Source organism: Psychrobacter sp. SZ93C1 (assembly GCF_015864635.1).
Classification (GTDB): domain Bacteria; phylum Pseudomonadota; class Gammaproteobacteria; order Pseudomonadales; family Moraxellaceae; genus Psychrobacter; species Psychrobacter fozii.
Genome location: NZ_JADYWY010000005.1, coordinates 36,487 through 53,483, shown reverse-complemented (window position 1 = coordinate 53,483; position 16,997 = coordinate 36,487). Strand labels below are relative to the sequence as shown.

General features: G+C 42.6%; 12 protein-coding genes and 1 pseudogene. 3 read left to right on the top strand and 10 right to left on the bottom strand.

Going from position 1 to position 16,997, the window contains the following annotated elements:
* Positions 1–9: 9 nt before the first annotated feature.
* The 3 genes from I6E83_RS07980 to I6E83_RS07970 all read right to left on the bottom strand — a co-directional run bounded on the left by I6E83_RS07980 (position 10) and on the right by I6E83_RS07970 (position 3,464).
* Entirely contained in the window at positions 10–921 is a 912-nt protein-coding gene (locus tag I6E83_RS07980; protein ID WP_197101006.1) for a TauD/TfdA dioxygenase family protein, read from the bottom strand.
* Positions 922–1,040: 119 nt separating this feature from the next.
* Positions 1,041–2,093: a TRAP transporter substrate-binding protein gene (locus I6E83_RS07975; RefSeq protein WP_197101232.1), complete on the bottom strand. Its 1,053-nt coding sequence runs from the start codon at positions 2,091–2,093 to the stop codon at positions 1,041–1,043.
* Positions 2,094–2,675: 582 nt separating this feature from the next.
* Positions 2,676–3,464 carry an IclR family transcriptional regulator C-terminal domain-containing protein gene (locus tag I6E83_RS07970; RefSeq protein ID WP_197101004.1) on the bottom strand — a complete coding sequence of 263 codons (789 nt, stop codon included), beginning with the start codon at positions 3,462–3,464 and terminating at the stop codon, positions 2,676–2,678.
* Positions 3,465–3,498: 34 nt separating this feature from the next.
* On the opposite strand from I6E83_RS07970, the gene I6E83_RS07965 reads away from it, so the two are divergent.
* The 3 genes from I6E83_RS07965 to I6E83_RS07955 all read left to right on the top strand — a co-directional run bounded on the left by I6E83_RS07965 (position 3,499) and on the right by I6E83_RS07955 (position 7,228).
* A complete protein-coding gene (locus tag I6E83_RS07965) occupies positions 3,499–4,860 on the top strand; it encodes a lyase family protein (protein WP_197101003.1) in 1,362 nt (453 codons plus the stop codon).
* 106 nt (positions 4,861–4,966) lie between these two features.
* Positions 4,967–6,013: a TRAP transporter substrate-binding protein gene (locus I6E83_RS07960; RefSeq protein ID WP_197101002.1), complete on the top strand. Its 1,047-nt coding sequence runs from the start codon at positions 4,967–4,969 to the stop codon at positions 6,011–6,013.
* Between the two features lie 96 nt (positions 6,014–6,109).
* Positions 6,110–7,228 carry an NAD(P)-dependent alcohol dehydrogenase gene (locus I6E83_RS07955; RefSeq protein WP_197101001.1) on the top strand — a complete coding sequence of 373 codons (1,119 nt, stop codon included), beginning with the start codon at positions 6,110–6,112 and terminating at the stop codon, positions 7,226–7,228.
* A gap of 594 nt (positions 7,229–7,822) precedes the next feature.
* On the opposite strand, the pseudogene I6E83_RS07950 reads toward I6E83_RS07955, so the two are convergent.
* The 7 genes and pseudogenes from I6E83_RS07950 to paaK all read right to left on the bottom strand — a co-directional run.
* Positions 7,823–8,016 (bottom strand): annotated as a pseudogene (locus tag I6E83_RS07950) (IS3 family transposase); the annotation flags it as partial.
* 116 nt (positions 8,017–8,132) lie between these two features.
* A complete protein-coding gene (locus tag I6E83_RS07945; protein ID WP_197101000.1) occupies positions 8,133–9,791 on the bottom strand; it encodes a GMC family oxidoreductase in 1,659 nt (552 codons plus the stop codon).
* Between the two features lie 222 nt (positions 9,792–10,013).
* Positions 10,014–11,438, bottom strand: coding sequence for an aldehyde dehydrogenase family protein (locus tag I6E83_RS07940; RefSeq protein ID WP_197100999.1), 1,425 nt, complete (start codon positions 11,436–11,438; stop codon positions 10,014–10,016).
* 164 nt (positions 11,439–11,602) lie between these two features.
* Positions 11,603–13,933, bottom strand: coding sequence for a primary-amine oxidase (gene tynA / locus I6E83_RS07935; protein ID WP_197100998.1), 2,331 nt, complete (start codon positions 13,931–13,933; stop codon positions 11,603–11,605).
* Positions 13,934–14,011: 78 nt separating this feature from the next.
* On the bottom strand, positions 14,012–14,611 hold the full coding sequence (locus I6E83_RS07930; RefSeq protein ID WP_197101230.1) for a gamma carbonic anhydrase family protein: 600 nt from the start codon (positions 14,609–14,611) through the stop codon (positions 14,012–14,014).
* Between the two features lie 51 nt (positions 14,612–14,662).
* Positions 14,663–15,598 (bottom strand): PaaX family transcriptional regulator C-terminal domain-containing protein, encoded by a 936-nt coding sequence (locus I6E83_RS07925; RefSeq protein WP_197100997.1) that lies wholly within the window; start codon positions 15,596–15,598, stop codon positions 14,663–14,665.
* Between the two features lie 67 nt (positions 15,599–15,665).
* Complete coding sequence (gene paaK, locus I6E83_RS07920; protein WP_197100995.1) at positions 15,666–16,967, bottom strand: phenylacetate--CoA ligase PaaK; 1,302 nt, start codon at positions 16,965–16,967, stop codon at positions 15,666–15,668.
* Between the last annotated feature and the right edge of the window lie 30 nt (positions 16,968–16,997).

The window sequence follows — 16,997 nt, the reverse complement described above, 5'->3', positions numbered from 1 at the left end:
ATTGTCCTTTTATTGTGGTTTTTCACCCATGACGACGGCACGATACATCTCTCTTCTGTGGCCATCATAATCATTAAATGCTTGATGCAAACAGATTCTGTTGTCCCACATTATCACCGTATTGTTATACCATTTTAGTCGGCAGACAAAAGACTCTTGCGTGGCAAAACCAGATAAAAAATCCAGCAAAGGCCGTGACTCTTCTTCTGTCATGCCCTCTATGCCGCAAGCATAGGTTTTATCAACATATAGCGATTTTTCTCCTGAGACTGGATGAGTTCTGACCAATGGGTGATATGTACCTTCTATCATCTTTTGGGTATCTACATCCAGCTCAAGGCTACCAAGCTCACTCGCTTTTTTTGATTTTCGCTCAGCCTGCATAGAGGCAACCACATGTTTGGCACTCATCCATACCTTGAGTGGGTCTATCATTTTTTTCATGGCAGGGCTTAAATTGTTATACGCCAATACAGAATTCGCAAATAGTGTATCACCGCCATAAGGAGGCATGTCTTTACCATAGTTGATGGCAATGGCAGGTGGACAGTCTAAAAAAGCAGAGTCCGTGTGCCAACCACTACCAAACACCATTTTGGTCTCAACTGTGGCCTCTTTAATGACTGGTTGAATGTTCTCGTGACCAACCACCCCTTTGGTATAAGCATCTGTGCCAAACTCACCAAACCTCAGGGTTATATTCTCATGATCTGTAAAAGACAGCGTTTGATCTCTAAAAAAAATCAGCTTGTGTCGATACAACGCCGCTTCAATTTCGGCAAAAGCTTCATCTGTTAGGTTGCTTAAATCGACACCTTGTATTTCTGCCCCCATCGCAGCTGCCAAAGGAACTGCCGTAATATGCTTGTAGTCTCTTGCACTGTTATCAAAGAGGCCCGTTGGGTGTGTGATGTTTTTCATCATTTTAATCCTTTAAAATTCAGTAAAAATTGATAATAGGGTTGAGATGAGTATAGCCGTGCTAAGACTGAAACCCCGATAGAGTTCACAGTCATTATGACAACTCATCTAGTCATGCATTAAACATTGCAGCTCTCACTGACGGTTTTTACTTTTTCGTACACACCATCAGCATCTAAGCCCAAAGCCTTAACATCTTTCAAATATTTTTGAGTACCTTCCATTAAAGGGCCTCTCCAGTCAGGATCATTCAGCGGATCAGGGATGTCAATCATCGTATGCCCGGCTGCTTGTGCCTCTGCTCTAAATTTGGCATCTTCTTTATCAGTAATTGTACCTACCAAATCGGCCATGACTTTGCCTGAATTGTCATCTAAGACTTTTTTGAGATTATCAGGAAGGCTGTCATATTTGTTTTTATTCATGGTCACCAGTAACGCTGAATTATAAAAAGGAATGTTGGTATGGGCTTTGGTTAACTCTAGTAATCGGAAGTCACCGGTTGGCTGCCAAGGAAAGCTGAGTCCATCGATCACGCCGCGTTGTAAAGACGTGTATAAATCATTTGCTGGCAGGCCGACTGGTGTACCGCCTGTGGCTTCAATGATATCACCTGCAATGGCAGAGGGCCGGCGGATACGCTGACCTTTCATGTCAGCAGGAATACGAATCGGTTTATCCACCGTATGAATCGCCGCAGGGCCTGCACCCATCATAAACAATAAATGCGTGTCTTTATATTCACTGGCAATGGTGCCATCGTCATAAAGCGTCTGTAGAATGCAACCCATTTGCGTTGCAGAATTAGAAAGACCTGGAAGTTCAGCAATTTGAGTCAACGGAAAACGACCAGCCGTATACCCATGTGCTTGAGAGCCAATGTCAATGATACCTTTGGCAGCAGAGTCATACATGGCTTCAGGCTTGCTCAATGTGGCTGACGGATAAATTTCGACCTTTAGTTGGCCATTGGACTCAGTCTCAATTTTTTTGGCCCACGGTTCAAACACCTCAACATGCATCGCAGAAGTGGCAGGCCAAAAGTGTGAAAACCTTAAAACAGTGATGTCAGCTTTAGCACTTGCGCCATCTGCTTGACCCGAGCAACCTGCCATACCTAGTGCTAATACAATTAGCATAGACATGCCTTTAATCTTGAATTTGCCTTTCATTGCGCTATCTTCCTTGAATATAGACGATACGTCAGTCAGCTTGACGGCTATTGAAGCGGGCAAGCAGCACTGCCATCCTTGGCTTTATGATCAATGATTAGCTTCCTTATTGACGGCAAGCCATCTTTGTGGAGCATAAAGATGGCTTGCCGTTAATAATGACGCCTATGTATTCTACAAATATGATATATTGTTCTTAATTAGAATTAATGTTCATATTGTGAACTAAGCTATACTTTTTTTATTATGCTGTCAATAATTTATTTTTTTGGTGCTTGCCATCATTCTGAATGAGGAAAATCAGCATATTAAGCTTAAACTTTGTATGTTTGACTTGAGTAAAAGATAAAAAAAGGTTGTCAGCGCTTGATCTAAAATAGCGTTGACAACCTTTTCCTAGTGACAATCTAATACATTGTCTCTGGCTTAAAAATAAAATATGTTTCATAAAAATTTAATAAGAGTGACAACCTCATCACAGATTTTTATAAAGTATAGCAAAATAAGACTTTTGGCTCAGCTAGCCTATTAAAGCTGTCTATCTTGCTACATTTAGTTACTCCGCTAGATCCAGTTATTATATTAGATATAGTATGTTTGTATTTTTTCGGCACAGTCACGTAGTAGCGGTAAAAACGTTTCAATCAAAATATCTTGAGAGACACGCATGGCATTGGTACTGATATTAATCGCACCAATCAGCTCATTGTTTGATTTATAAACAGGCAGTGCCAGTGAGCGCAAACCTGAATCCAACTCTTGATCGACAACTGCATATTGCTGTTCTTTGGCGTCTTTTAGCATTTGTGCAAATATTTTAAGGTCAGTAATACTGTTCGGTGTGTGTGCGCTTAGCTCAATTTTATTCAGCTGCGCCTCAAGCTCTTCCTGAGGCAAGTTGGCAAGAATAATACGCCCCATAGACGTATAAGCAACAGGCAACCTTGTGCCAATCGCTATAGCAATAGACAACAACCGGTGCTGAGCTGCAGAACGGGCAATATAAACTATTTCGTCACCGTCTAATACGGCAAATGAACAAGACTCCCCTGTTTGTTCGGTCACACGTTCTAAATAAAATTGAATAATTTCGTGATGATGCATACTGCTCAAGTAGCTGGCGCCAAGACTCAACGTTTTAGGTGACAATTTAAACTGGCGCTTATCTTTATGGACATAACCAAGGGCATGCAAGGTCAACAGATAGCGCCGCGCTTTTGCTCTATCCATATGGGTGCGTTCAGCCACTTCGCTCAACGTCATCGTCGAGTGGTTTTCATCAAACGTCAGCAAAACGCTCAAACCACCTGCAAGAGAGGCGACGAAGTCTGGACTATCAGAAGATATTTTCTTATCTTGTTTCATAGGCATACTATTTTATACTTACCAAAACTAGGGATTTTAAATGAAAATCAATCGATTAATCAATCAGCCTTTTGTACACCCCAGTATCGCCGACGACTTATCTGACCGTCTGTTCATCCAAGCGATGCTAGATTTCGAGCTAGCCATAGTCGCGGTGCGAGAAAAAAATCACCTATTACCGCACAATACACATCAGCAATCTAAGCAGGCATTGACGCTAGATTTGTTTGATATTGATGCTATCAGTGCACAAACTTATTTAGGAGGCAATGCTGCCATTCCCTTTGTAGCTCAAGCCAAAGCCTTATTACCCTCAGACATAAAGCCCTACTTTCATCAAACGCTGACCAGTCAAGATGTCATTGATACCGCGATGATGATGATGCTCAAAACTGCTTTTCAGCGTATTAACCAAGATTTGATAGCAGCGCTCAAAGCTTGTAGTCTTTTGATTGAACAGCATGATGCAACCCCTATGTCTGGCAGAACACTGATGCAACAAGCGCTACCCATCACTTTTGGGGCAAAAGTCTCACAGTGGGCAGCCTCCTTAATAGCGGTCGTTCCCAATTTACAGAAAATAGAGCAATCAGGGTTTTACCTGCAATGGGGCGGTCCCGTTGGCATGAGTGATGAAAAAAATGAACAGCATGACTTGCCGCAGCAGGTTGCCACATTGCTAGGCTTATCCGTACCCTTGCTCCCTTGGCATACCAATAGACAGCCTATTCATGCTATCGCATCTATATTAGATGCCTGTGCAGGCGCAATGGAAAATATCGTCGAAGACATTGCTCTTATGTGCCAATCTGAACTGGGTGAAGTGTCCGAGCCTGCCACTGCAGGTATGGGAGGGTCATCGTCAATGCCGCACAAACGAAACCCAATATTGTGTGCCTTAATCAAAGCGGCGACATTAAGAATGCACGGGCATATGAGCGTGATAAGCAATACAACCGCACAGCCCTTTGAGCGCGCATTAGGACAATGGCATGCCAGCTGGGTGCCTTTAACAGAAGGGACTGCTTTGATGGCAGGTGCTGCTTCTTATCTCAAAACATTGTTGCAAGGTTTGCAAGTCTACCCTAAACGCATGGATGCCAATTTGGATTTAAACAGCGACGCCCACCTTATCAAAAACTTGCAGCGCCATTTTGAGTCAAGTAAAGATAAAATCTATCCATTAATCGCACAGGCCAGTCATGATGCACACCTTAACCATCAGGGATTTGTAGCAAGTTTTTTGCCGCTACTAGCAGCAACGTCACCATCTTTGTTTGATGACCCCGCCCTATTGGTTGTTTTATCTCCGCTAAATTATTGCGGTGCAGCACACAGGCAATGTCAGGTGGTTATAAATGCTATTGAGAAAATAATATTAGATACGAATTTGATAGAGTAAAACCAAAGCTGCAATCTGATTGACAGCAAAGTAAAAAAAGCGTATTTTAATTCTTTATGCGAACATAAATTCTTATTTAGAACAAACATCACAAAAGGAACTTATGATGACAAAAATACTCCCGATCAGTTTGGCACTGGCCGCAATGATTGGTTTCACTGGCTGCTCGCCATCAAGCGACACGGCGACAGCAGATGCTGCTGAAACGACCACTTTGCGTTTCTCTCATTTTTGGCCAGCCACAGCAGCGACCCATACCGAAATCTTTGAACCCTGGGCTAACAAGATTGAGCAAGAATCAGGCGGTCGAATCAAAGTTGAGCTTTATCCTTCAGCGACCCTGAGTAAACCTGATGCCACCTATGATGCCACTGCTAAAGGTACTGTCGATATAGGCTCCCAGCTTCAAGGCTATACCAATGGACGCTTTCCATTGACCCAAGTAGCAGAACTACCAGGGCTTTCTAACTCAGCAACCCAAATGAACTGTATGCTCCAAACCTTATATGACGATGGAGTGATAGCGGATGAGTATAAGGACACCCATCTATTGTTTATGATGGGTACAGGCCCAGGCGGCATGCACACCATTGATAAAGCCATTCGCACGCCAGATGATTTAAAAGGCTTACGGATGCGTCGTCCCTCTGCCATTGCAGGCGATATTATTGAAGCGGCAGGCGGCACGCCAGTGGGCTTACCTGCGACGGATATTTATACGTCGCTGCAACGCGGTGTGTTAGATGGATTAAGTCTGCCGTGGGATGCAACAGGGTCTTTTAGACTGATAGAGCTAACCAACACCCACACTAATATCCCTTTTTATAGTTCCGCCATTATGGTGACTATGAATAAAGACAAATATAACAGCCTACCGGACGACCTCAAAAAAGTTATTGATGACAACTCAGGCATGCAAATGGCAGCAGCGGCAGGCAAAGTATTTGATGCAGAAGATGCAAAATATATGGCAGAAGCCAAAGCCAAGGGTGACACGATGATAGACATTCCAGACCCATTAAACGATCCAAAATGGAAAGGTCCGTTAGAAGCTGGTACTCAAAAGTACCTAAAAGATGTCACAGCGCTGAATTTAGACGCACAAACAGTGTATCAAAAAGCCAAAGAAGCCAGTGCTACTTGTCAGTCTTAATCGCTTAACATTATTTTCGTCAACATTGCTATTGTTAATAAAACTTGAAAAACGTATGACTCTAGCATCTTTAGCCAGTAACTCAGAGGAATCGCCATGACACAGACAACCCCTACTAGCTACACGGCAGCAGTGATTCGCCAAAAAGATGGGCCATTCCAAATTGAGCAAGTCAAAACCGATACTATACAAGATGACGAAATGCTGGTACGTGTTGTAGCAACCGGCATGTGCCATACCGACATGATCGCCCGAGATCAAGTTTTCCCTGTTCCGCACCCAATAGTACTGGGGCATGAAGGCTCTGGTATTATTGAGTCTATCGGCAGTAAAGTAACAGACATCGCTATTGGCGACCATGTTGTTATGACTTTTTTAAACTGCAATAAATGTGATTCTTGCCATGAAGGTCACCCTGCTTATTGCGAAAACTTTAATCAGTATAATTTTTCTGGTCAAAGAGTTGATGGTTCTCATGCCTTAATTGCAAGCAACGATACCGAACTGAATGATCGATTCTTTGGTCAGTCATCGTTTGGTCAGTATGCTGTGGCAAATGCGCGCAACGTTATCAAAGTTCGCAAAGATGCACCACTTGAACTACTGGGACCTTTAGGCTGTGGCATTCAAACAGGTGCAGGTACCGTCATGAATGCACTCAAAGTCACAGCTGGTTCTAGCTTCATTGCGTGGGGCGGCGGTGCCGTTGGACTATCAGCAGTAATGGCAGCCGCAGCGATTGGTGCTACGACGATTATCGCAGTTGATATTGTACCTTCGAGGTTGGAGCTGGCGCTGAAGATTGGAGCAACACATGTAATCAACAGCAAAGAAGAAAATACTGTTGCACGTATTCAAGAAATTACGGGCGGCGGTGCGCAGTTTGCGATGGATTCTACGGGTATAGGTGTCCTGGTCTCAAATATGATTACCTCATTACGCCCTCGCGGCATCGGAGCTATTGTTGGCGCCCCAAAGCCTGGCACAACAGCTGCGTTAGATCTGACCGATATCATGCAAAACTGCAAAAAGCTGATTGGTGTGGTTGAAGGTGACAGTGTGCCAAGCACTTTAATACCCGTGCTGGTAGACCTTTACATGGCGGGTAAATTCCCATTCGATAAACTGGTTAAATTTTACGATCTCAAGGATATTAATAAAGCAGCAGAAGATAGTGAGAAAGGCATCACTATTAAGCCTATCGTTAGAATGTAGTCAGACGATGTTCTTACTACAAGTTGATGCAACAGATTAGATGATCCTGCTCTATGATTTAAACGCTCTTACTCTATAACAAGGTTGTTCATTTCATAACGCTTGAATTAAGCTTAGAATAGGTATGTCAATAACTAGCGCTAAATAAGCTGGTTCAGTTATTTCTGTTATTCGTGATGGTGAGGCATACTTATTTGATGTAGGACTAGGTACGACGCACTATTTATGCTTGAAAAACTATGGAGGCATCAGAAATAGCTGCATCTAACAAAGTTTATTCATCATCGGATTGCTCAGACAATTGATTAAAAATCTATTTCCATACTAAACATTTGTGTTTTTGATCTGTTTCTTAGTGACTACAATCTACAAGCCAGGACATATTTTCTTAGGTGATGATGACTTCGCTATTGAGAGGCTGAAAATCTAATTATAATGAACGTATAAACTTATTTTTAGATATTAAAAACATAAAAAAAGGTTGCCAACGCTATACCAAATATAGCCTCGGTAACTTTTTTAATTTGGTATTTTACTTAGGTGGTATTGTTAATATTGGGGTTTGTCAAAGCAGTTACCTTTAGCACTCGTTTAGCCCTTAAACTGATGCTTCTTGATGATCTTGTGGCAGGCATGGCTGCAGTACTGACTACTTCTGTCAGAATACCAAATCAGCTTTTGGTTGGGTCGTCTATTCTTAAATGCCATATTGATACTAAATCTGCTGTCATGCGCTTATTAATGGCATAACTAACCAACTCTTTGATGTATAAATATTTTACTGCTGCCCAACATAGCTAAAAAAACCCATAAGCTATTAGCTTATGGGTAACCTTGATTTATTTTTAAAGGCTGAAAAATATTAACATGGAGTCCGATTTGGATATCTGACTCCATACATAGTTTATGTATTGTCCTCTTTAATCATGTCAGCTGCCTTCTCTGCTACCATAATTGTGGGTGCATTTGTATTACCAGCCATAACGAACGGGAAAATAGAGGCATCTACCACACGCAGTTTTTTAACACCTCGAACCTTTAATCGTGGTGTCACCACTGCCAAACCATCACTTCCCATTTTACAGGTGCCGTTCTGGTGATGGTAACTTACAACTGACGAACGCACGTACTCTGCAATTTGTTCATCTGTTTTAACATCTTCACCTGGATATACTTCTCGACCACGCCATTCTTTTAAGGCTGGTTGGTTTGCGATATTACGCATTTGTTTAATCGAAGTCACTAATGTATCGACATCATATTGTGTATCAAGTACATTTGGATCGATATTCATCTTATCATCAGGATTAGAACTGTTTAGTGTAATCCTACCGCGTGAGGTCGGTCTAACTCCTGCAGCTACTAGAGAGAATGCATTTTGAACGGAACTATCTTGACCAGGTACGTAATAAGGAACATGGAAAAAAAGTGGCTGCATATCGGCCCCTGGTAGAGCTGTCTGAGTTTTTGCAAACATATGAGCATGCAATACTTGAATAGACATGTCACTTGGTGGTGGAACTTCCTTCTTTCCTTCATATATTACAGGGCTTAAGTTATGGTCGTGGAGGTTTTTACCTACACCGGGGCTATCGACAATCACATTAATACCAAGCTTTTCTAACTCTGATTTTGCCCCAATGCCTGATAGCATCAAAATACGAGGAGATTCAATCGCACCGCCACATACAATCACTTCTTTTTTAGCTTTGACTGTTTTGATAGCGCCTTCTTGACGATATGTAACACCTGTTGCTACACCCTTTGTTGTATTTACTTTATGGACGCGTGAGTTAGTTATTAATGATAAATTAGGACGATTGAGAGCTGGCCGTAAGAAAGCGACCGCTGTGGAATGTCTCTTCCCATCTTTCGTATTCAAATCAGTATAACTGACCCCTTCTTGTGTCTCCCCATTGCTGTCATCATTGAAAGGGATACCAGACTCTATAGCAGCATTAACTATTGCTTTCGTGACTGGATGAGGAATGAAATCTGCAGTAACATGAAGTAGCCCGTCACCGCCATGATAGACACTTGGACCACGTGAGTAATTTTCTGACTTTTTGAAATATGGTAATACATCGTTATAAGACCACCCATCACAACCTAATTCATTTGCCCAATCATCATAATCAGATGCATTTCCTCTTACATAAATCATAGCATTTAACGACGACGATCCGCCAACCGTTTTACCACGTGGCCAATTTAAGATACGATGGTGTGCATTTTTTTGCGGTATTGTTTTATAGTCCCAATCATATTCGGTACCCCATAGCTCAATTAAACGCATGGGTGTTGATATCATTTCACTGTTATCGGGACCTCCTGCTTCAATAATAAGTACCTGACTACCGTCTTCAGTTAGACGATTCGCAAGTACACAGCCTGCCGAACCTGCGCCAATAATCACATAATCGAATTCTTTACTATGGCTACCTATAGGATTAATACTCGCACCTATAGCACCCTTAGACAACATAAGTACACCTGAGGCAACTGCGGTGTATCCTAAAAAATTGCGACGTGAAATACCTTTTGATTTATTTTTAGTAGACATTAAAACTCCTTTTTATTGTCAGCTATATTCCTTTATTTTAGATGAGCCTACTTCAATTAAAATAGCTAACCATCTTCAGATAACTGATTTTTCTACTAACAACCATGTAATCTGGTGCTTTTAGCATCTCTAAAGATAAGTACTCACTACGTGTTCTACTTCGGCCATATTTTTTGCATTTAACTAGCGATCACTAGATACTTATTATGTAATAAATATCTATTAAGATTTAAAAACTTGCATGGTCTGTATAGAAGTAAACTCTTTGAGACCAGCTTCTCCGAACTCAATACCAAACCCAGAGTCTTTAACACCACCAAACGGGGCATCGGGTTGCACCATGGCATGATTATTAATCCACACAGTGCCACAGTCTAAACGTGAGCCGATACTCTGTGCTTGTTCGATGTCTGTTGACCAGACTGAACCGCCAAGTCCAACGGATAAGCGGTTGGCACTGGCAATCGCCTCTTCGATATCGCTAAACTTAATAATGGGGAGAATCGGTCCAAACTGTTCTTCATCAACCAATCTTGCGCCATCATTGATATGACTCACCAACGTTATGGGATAAAAATAGCCTGTCTCGTCTACCACTTCCCCGCCACATAAGAAGTTTGCACCGCGCTCTTTGGCATCTTGAGCAAGGGCTTTGACAATATTTAATTGTGCCTCATTTTGCAAAGGTCCAAAGTCGGTGTCTTCATCAAGCCCATTACCTGTCTTCATGCTTTTGGCAATCGTGGTCAAGGCTGCACACAACTCATCATGCACGGATTCATGCACATATAGTCGTTTTAGGGCGGCACACGTTTGGCCATTATTGATAAAAGAGGTTGCAAAAATCTTACCCGCGATGGCTTCAATATCAGCATCCGCCAGTACAATACCAGCATCATTGCCACCTAACTCAAGCGTCAGACGTTTTAAATTCACCGCAGCGCTTTTCATAATGGCCTTGCCCGTTGGGGTTGAGCCTGTAAATACAATCTTTTGAATGTCCACATGTGCAGACATCGCCGCACCAATATTACCTTTGCCAGTTACCACATTCAATACGCCTGCTGGCAAAATATTTTTAGCAATCTCACCAAAGCATAGTACGGTCAATGGAGTCATCTCAGACGGTTTCATGACGACGGTATTACCAGTGAGCAAAGCAGGAATGATGTGCCAAATACCGATGAGTAAGGGATAATTCCATGGGGTAATTGAGCCCACAACGCCCAGTGGCTTACGATATAATTCTATCCGGGCTAAGTCATTGTCTTGGATAGTTTCTGGCTCTAACGCCATGCTGGCAGTCGCACGTATCCAAGCCAATGCACCACCCAATTCAAAGCCTGCACCCAAATCGGCAAAACCTTTTGTGGGTTTACCTTGCTCTTTGGTTAGCATCTTCATAAGCACATCAGCACGAGCTTCAACCGCATCAGCAAGCTGCACTAAGTGGTCACGGCGCTCTGCATAGGTGAGTGCTGACCAACTAGGGAACGCAGCTTTGGCTGCTGCGACTGCTTCATCTAGTTGAGCCACACTGGCCTTTGGGCAGCAGGCAATAACAGATTTATCAGCAGGGTTGATGACATCAAAATAATCGGTAGTGGCAACGCTTTTACCGCCGATAATTAAATTAAAAGATTCCATTATTCATCCTCTTATTGTTAGGATCTATTGTCTATAGAATTAACCCGCATGATTTAAAAATAGTAGATTTAAACAATTGGCTTTAATAACGCTAAAAATAACGGGCCTTAATGCAACAATATAAGTACCACATTAAAGCCAATTATTTTAAAAATACGGTGGGTTTACTTACTATCATCTTTACTTTGATTAAGATTTAACGAAGGGGTTTCATCAAAAAAGTTCCACGGTTTAAGCAGAATATTCACCCACTCTGTTGGCATAATAGGCCATTCTTCAGCCCGGGCTATATGAGTAGTGCCCGTGGTTAGCCACACCACCAAATCTTTGTTATGAATATTTTCATCATCTGCAACAAAGGCTCCTAGCCCCGTATCTTTATCAGAGCGATTGGGATAAGTACCCTCTGGATATAACTCATTCGTCTTGTATTTTGTCACCCAAATTTGTTTATCCATAAAGCTAAGACGATTAAATAACCACTCATCATCTGCAAAGTTAGCGCCTTTCGCAATGGGATGAGTCGCACCTGCAAATGGGATCATCTGATAAGAAACCGGATTACCCATACGATTCTCTTTACTGGCATTACTGATTAAACGCACAGTAGTAGGGTCAAAATTCTCTTGCGCCTTAGTTTCTGTCACTACTGTCGTCTCGCGAGTCTCCATTGCACTGGTACGCGGGCCACTGCGCACATTGGGTACGACGACTGGCTCTATACGTTTGATGTTGTTAGTCTCGCCATCGACATCCATATCCAAGCGGAAGTTATAGATATGCTGATGCGTGGTGCCAACGATGTTATGGTCTATCAGTGTGCCGTAACGTGTGTCTTCTTTAGCACTTGGATCATGCATGGTTTTTGCAATAACACCTTTGACCGCCTCGATACCAGTAGCGCCGGCATTGATACCAATGGTACCGTTTGGCTGAAGCACCCAATCAAAAATATAGTCATAGTTGCCGATGGTGCTGATCCAGCGTACGACCAGCTCACGACGCTCAGTACTGACATTTTTCTGTCCCATTTCTTGGTGTTTAAACTCAGGGCCTGCATAACGTTCAAACACGGCGATGGCATTCGGAATGGTATAAGGATTGCCTTCATAATCTGCAAGCACCGCATCAAGGAGTACCGCGTTTTCTGGTGCGTCAACGTTTCTTTCTAGCGGGGAGGTTAAGGTGCCCATGCCATATTCGCCAGAGTCTAAATAAGACTTAAAGTACCAACCCATATCGGGGTCACCATAAGGGACTACCATGCCGCCTAAGTTGCCTTGATACATGATTTTACGGTCTACGCCTTTGTCGTTAAAGGTCACGGTGCTGAGCTGTAAACCGGTACGACTGTCTAGACCAATATGGAATTTCCAATTGTTCCACTCAATGTTTCGACCAGTAATGGTATAGTTTTTCCCTTCTGGTTCGATAATGTTCAGTGGTTTATTGGTCACAACCTTTTTATCGCGACCATCAATTGGGCGCGGGGTCATAGGTACCGGAATAACACCGCCTTCTTCGATTTTAATAATCTTGTTCTTATCTAAATCGACAACGGCTACTAAGTTTTCGATCGGATGTGCCCAATAGTTGCCATCCCCAACATCTAGGTAAGAGACAATTTTTAAAATCCTCTGTTGCTGATCTAAAAGTCCATCTTTTCCCCCAAAATAGCCGACAGTCAATGGTGTTCCAACCACTTTTGTCACGTCATCAACGCCCCGTTTTTTCAAAGCAGTTTTATACTCTGGGCTAGTTTGAATAATGTCTTGTATGGCCATAAAATCATCGACTAATACCATACCAAATGTATTTTCGAGCGTTTTCCAGCTGGTAAGTGACTTGGTGTTTAAATCCACCTCACCTTCAATGACAGTGTTACCCTTTAGAATTGTAAAAGTGACTACACGATCGCCAACATAAGGTTTTTTATCAATTACGTTACGCCACACGGCATCTTTGTCAGGTTGCTTTAGACGAATATCGGCAAACCTTAAGTTGGTTTCTTTCGGTTTGGCTTTACGAATAATAGCGGTCGCTTGCTTAATTTCATCACTGCTCAAAGTATTGAGTGGATGCGGTATGCTCTCTACTTTAAAGGTTTGGTCTAAATTGGATTGGAGTATTTCATTGGCCAAGGTATCAGGCACCAAAGCTTGACCATCTTTCATAACCAGTGGGTTGGTGATTTTTAAGGATTTTCCATTAACCATGGCAGTTGCGCTACTGGGTTTGATCTGTACTCGTGTAGAGTTTTTGGTAATGGTATACATATCAGCATAACTGTCATAGGTGACCTCTGCACCCGCTGTGGACATTGCTTCCTCAATCGGAACCATGTGCACCTCACCACCATGTGCCAGTGCCTGACCGCCATAAATAAAAGCTAAGCTGGCGACTAGCGCCGTTAAAGTAGACTTGAATGTGATATTGTGATGAGATTTTTTACTGATTGTAGCGTTGATTTTTTGGTGATGGCTTGAGTGTCTCATGAATAACTTCCTTGTTATTGTGGATGGATATAGATTTTACTTTTTGAAATAGCCGCTAAATATTGATGGCCTTTATTATCAAAGTTCTGATTTGATATGATGTTGGGCATTAAATTGCTTATGTGTTAACCGCTCGTCTGCATCCATGGTTAAAGGCTCAACTTCTTTTAAGGAGTACAAACAACGTTTGGTAAGATCTATATATTGCTGAGTACCATGAGCTTTCCAAGCCAATTCCTTTTCTTCAAGTTTTCTTATCACTTTTGCAGGGCTGCCAAATGCAATGACATTTGGCGGAATGACCATCTTCGCTTTGACGGTACTATTAGCACCAATAATGCTATTTTCACCTACTTCTGCTAAGTCTAAAATGACACTATTCATTCCGACTAGTGCATTCTTTCTCACAATGCAGCCGTGTAGAATGGCTGCATGTCCAATATGTCCATACTCTTCAACCACTACTACATGGTTGGGAAAGCCATGTATAATGCAATTATCTTGGATATTGGCGTTTTTTTTAACACGAATACCACCGAAATCAGCACGTAATGAAGCGAATGGACCAATATATACACCTGCTTCAATCACCACATCGCCGATGATCACGGCAGTTGGATGAACATAAGCATCTGGGCTAATAACCGGTATTACACCGTCAATGGCATAGCAAGGCATCATCGTTTCCTTATCAAAAAATATCAAACAAAGTTTACAGCCATCATTTGCTTAAGTTCCTTCAGCAAACTTTAACCCGCCGAAGCGTTTATAAAACTGTGGCCGTGCTGGCGGCATGGTCCCCTCAGCAGTGCGAGCAATGTTAAGAAAAAACTCTTCAGACGAACTAATAATCATTTGGTACACATTACTGGTCAAATTACGCGCGGTCAGTGCCAGCCAATCCGATGGCAATAGTTCTAGAGGTAAATTCGGATCTTTTAATAAGATACGTCGGTACTGGTGAATCAGTAGAATGCGAATTTGAAACGCTTGTAGTTCATTAAGATCATCATCTTCAATGAGGCTTAAAACATTACGAAAATCGTTAATAAATTTATCATAGCGTTGGTGCAGCTGCTCGATGGGCCAGTTCACCTCAATCATACGCTTGAGTGTTGGGTATGACTCTTGCCATAAGTGCAAGGCTTCGGCACGAAACACTACCACTTGTTCAGTCATATTGAGCTTAAATAGTAAGTTTTGCAGCTGCAGTTCATCACAGCTAGGATAGGCCATGAGATTGGTGGTAATATTGGCAAACCCTAACCACTCCAATTCTTTTTTGAGGAGGGTTTTGTTTCCAAGCTCAACCGAACTTAATAACACCAAGTCCCATTTGTGATCCCACTCACACTGATTTAAACCATAAATTTTTTCATGGGCGGCAGCAAAGCGTTCACGGCTGACTTCTGTAATGCGGTAGTAACTGGTACGTCCGATTTTTTCGGAGCTTAACCAGTCATTTTGCACCAAGCGAAACACCGCAGTACGCACGGAGCGTTCGTTGAAACCGAACACATCCATGAGTTGAATCAGACTGGCTAAACTAATGACCCCTCCTCGTTGAAAGATACAATCACCAAAGATTGACATAATTAACGAGGTGCCACTTAAGACGTCTTCACAAATAAGCTCATCGATATATTGTTTTAGTTTAGCGTTCATGTCATTTATTCATTATTTAAAAGGCACGCGATAATACCCAAGAGACTATCGCGCGGGGTTAACTACATTAAGCAGGCACAGCGACATTGCGTAGGTCAACAACACGTTGAGCCTTACCCTCAGAACGAGGTAACATACCTTGTGGTAAGACGTCTATCTGAACGCTGATACCCACCATGGTTTTTATTTTTTGTTCAAGCTTTCTGGCCAATTGCATCACTTCAAGATCACTGGCATCAATGCGTGACTCAACATGGATACGTAGGGTGTCTAAGTGGCCGTGCTTGATGATATGAATTTGGTAGTTTGGCAGTAATTTTGATATTTGTAAAATTTGTTCTTCGATCTGCGAGGGAAACACATTAACACCGCGGATGATCATCATATCATCACTACGACCAACAATCTTTTCCATACGACGCATGGTGCGTACAGAGCCTGGTAATAAGCGGGTCAAATCTCGGGTACGGTAGCGAATGATGGGCATGCCCTCCTTAGTAATGGTGGTAAACACTAGTTCGCCAAGCTCGCCGTCTGGTAGCACCTCCCCGGTCTCAGGGTTGATGATTTCTGGGTAAAAATGGTCTTCCCAAATGGTTGCACCGTCTTTAGATTCTAAGCATTCCATGGCGACACCTGGGCCCATGATTTCTGACAGGCCGTATATATCTAGCGCATCAATACCCATGCGTGCTTCGATTTCTTGGCGCATGGCATTCGTCCACGGTTCCGCGCCGAAAATACCGGTTTTGATAGAACAGTCTTTAGCTGTACCAAATTTTTTCTCTAACGCTTCAATAATGTTCAAGCAGTAAGAAGGGGTAACCATTAATGCGGTTGGTTTAAAGTCATGGATTAGCTGGGCTTGGCGATCAGTTTGGCCACCTGACATTGGAATAACCGTTGCGCCTAATCGTTCAACACCATAGTGCGCACCCAAACCACCAGTGAATAGGCCATAACCGTAGGATACTTGGATGGTATCTTTGCTAGTAAGGCCAGCCGCACGCAGTGAGCGTGCGACGACATCCGACCAAGTCACGATATCTTGCTTGGTATAACCGACCACGGTAGGTTGGCCTGTAGTACCTGATGATGCATGAACACGGACGATCTGTTCACGTGGGACGCTAAACATACCGAACGGGTAATTGTCGCGCAAATCTGATTTGGTTGTGAATGGGAATTTGGCTAAATCTTCTAACGATTGACAGTCTTCGGGGTGGACACCGACTTGGTCAAATTTCTTCTTATAAACAGGGTTGTTTTCGTAGGCGTGTTTGAGTGTTTCTTTCAAACGTTTCAACTGTACGCTACGCAATTCGTCTACTGACGCGGTTTCGATGTGTTCCATAACGTTATGATTCATGTAAAACTCCTTTTCGTAGTCATCCTGACT

What these genes read in the sequence shown, in the direction of transcription:
- I6E83_RS07970 (WP_197101004.1), bottom strand. Translation starts at nt 3,464, where the DNA reads ATGCCTATGAAACAAGATAAGAAAATATCTTCTGATAGTCCAGACTTC.
- I6E83_RS07960 (WP_197101002.1), top strand. Translation starts at nt 4,967, where the DNA reads ATGACAAAAATACTCCCGATCAGTTTGGCACTGGCCGCAATGATTGGT.
- I6E83_RS07955 (WP_197101001.1), top strand. Translation starts at nt 6,110, where the DNA reads ATGACACAGACAACCCCTACTAGCTACACGGCAGCAGTGATTCGCCAA.
- tynA (WP_197100998.1), bottom strand. Translation starts at nt 13,933, where the DNA reads ATGAGACACTCAAGCCATCACCAAAAAATCAACGCTACAATCAGTAAA.
- I6E83_RS07925 (WP_197100997.1), bottom strand. Translation starts at nt 15,598, where the DNA reads ATGAACGCTAAACTAAAACAATATATCGATGAGCTTATTTGTGAAGAC.
- I6E83_RS07980 (WP_197101006.1), bottom strand. Translation starts at nt 921, where the DNA reads ATGAAAAACATCACACACCCAACGGGCCTCTTTGATAACAGTGCAAGA.
- paaK (WP_197100995.1), bottom strand. Translation starts at nt 16,967, where the DNA reads ATGAATCATAACGTTATGGAACACATCGAAACCGCGTCAGTAGACGAA.
- I6E83_RS07930 (WP_197101230.1), bottom strand. Translation starts at nt 14,611, where the DNA reads ATGCCTTGCTATGCCATTGACGGTGTAATACCGGTTATTAGCCCAGAT.
- I6E83_RS07975 (WP_197101232.1), bottom strand. Translation starts at nt 2,093, where the DNA reads ATGAAAGGCAAATTCAAGATTAAAGGCATGTCTATGCTAATTGTATTA.
- I6E83_RS07945 (WP_197101000.1), bottom strand. Translation starts at nt 9,791, where the DNA reads ATGTCTACTAAAAATAAATCAAAAGGTATTTCACGTCGCAATTTTTTA.
- I6E83_RS07965 (WP_197101003.1), top strand. Translation starts at nt 3,499, where the DNA reads ATGAAAATCAATCGATTAATCAATCAGCCTTTTGTACACCCCAGTATC.
- I6E83_RS07940 (WP_197100999.1), bottom strand. Translation starts at nt 11,438, where the DNA reads ATGGAATCTTTTAATTTAATTATCGGCGGTAAAAGCGTTGCCACTACC.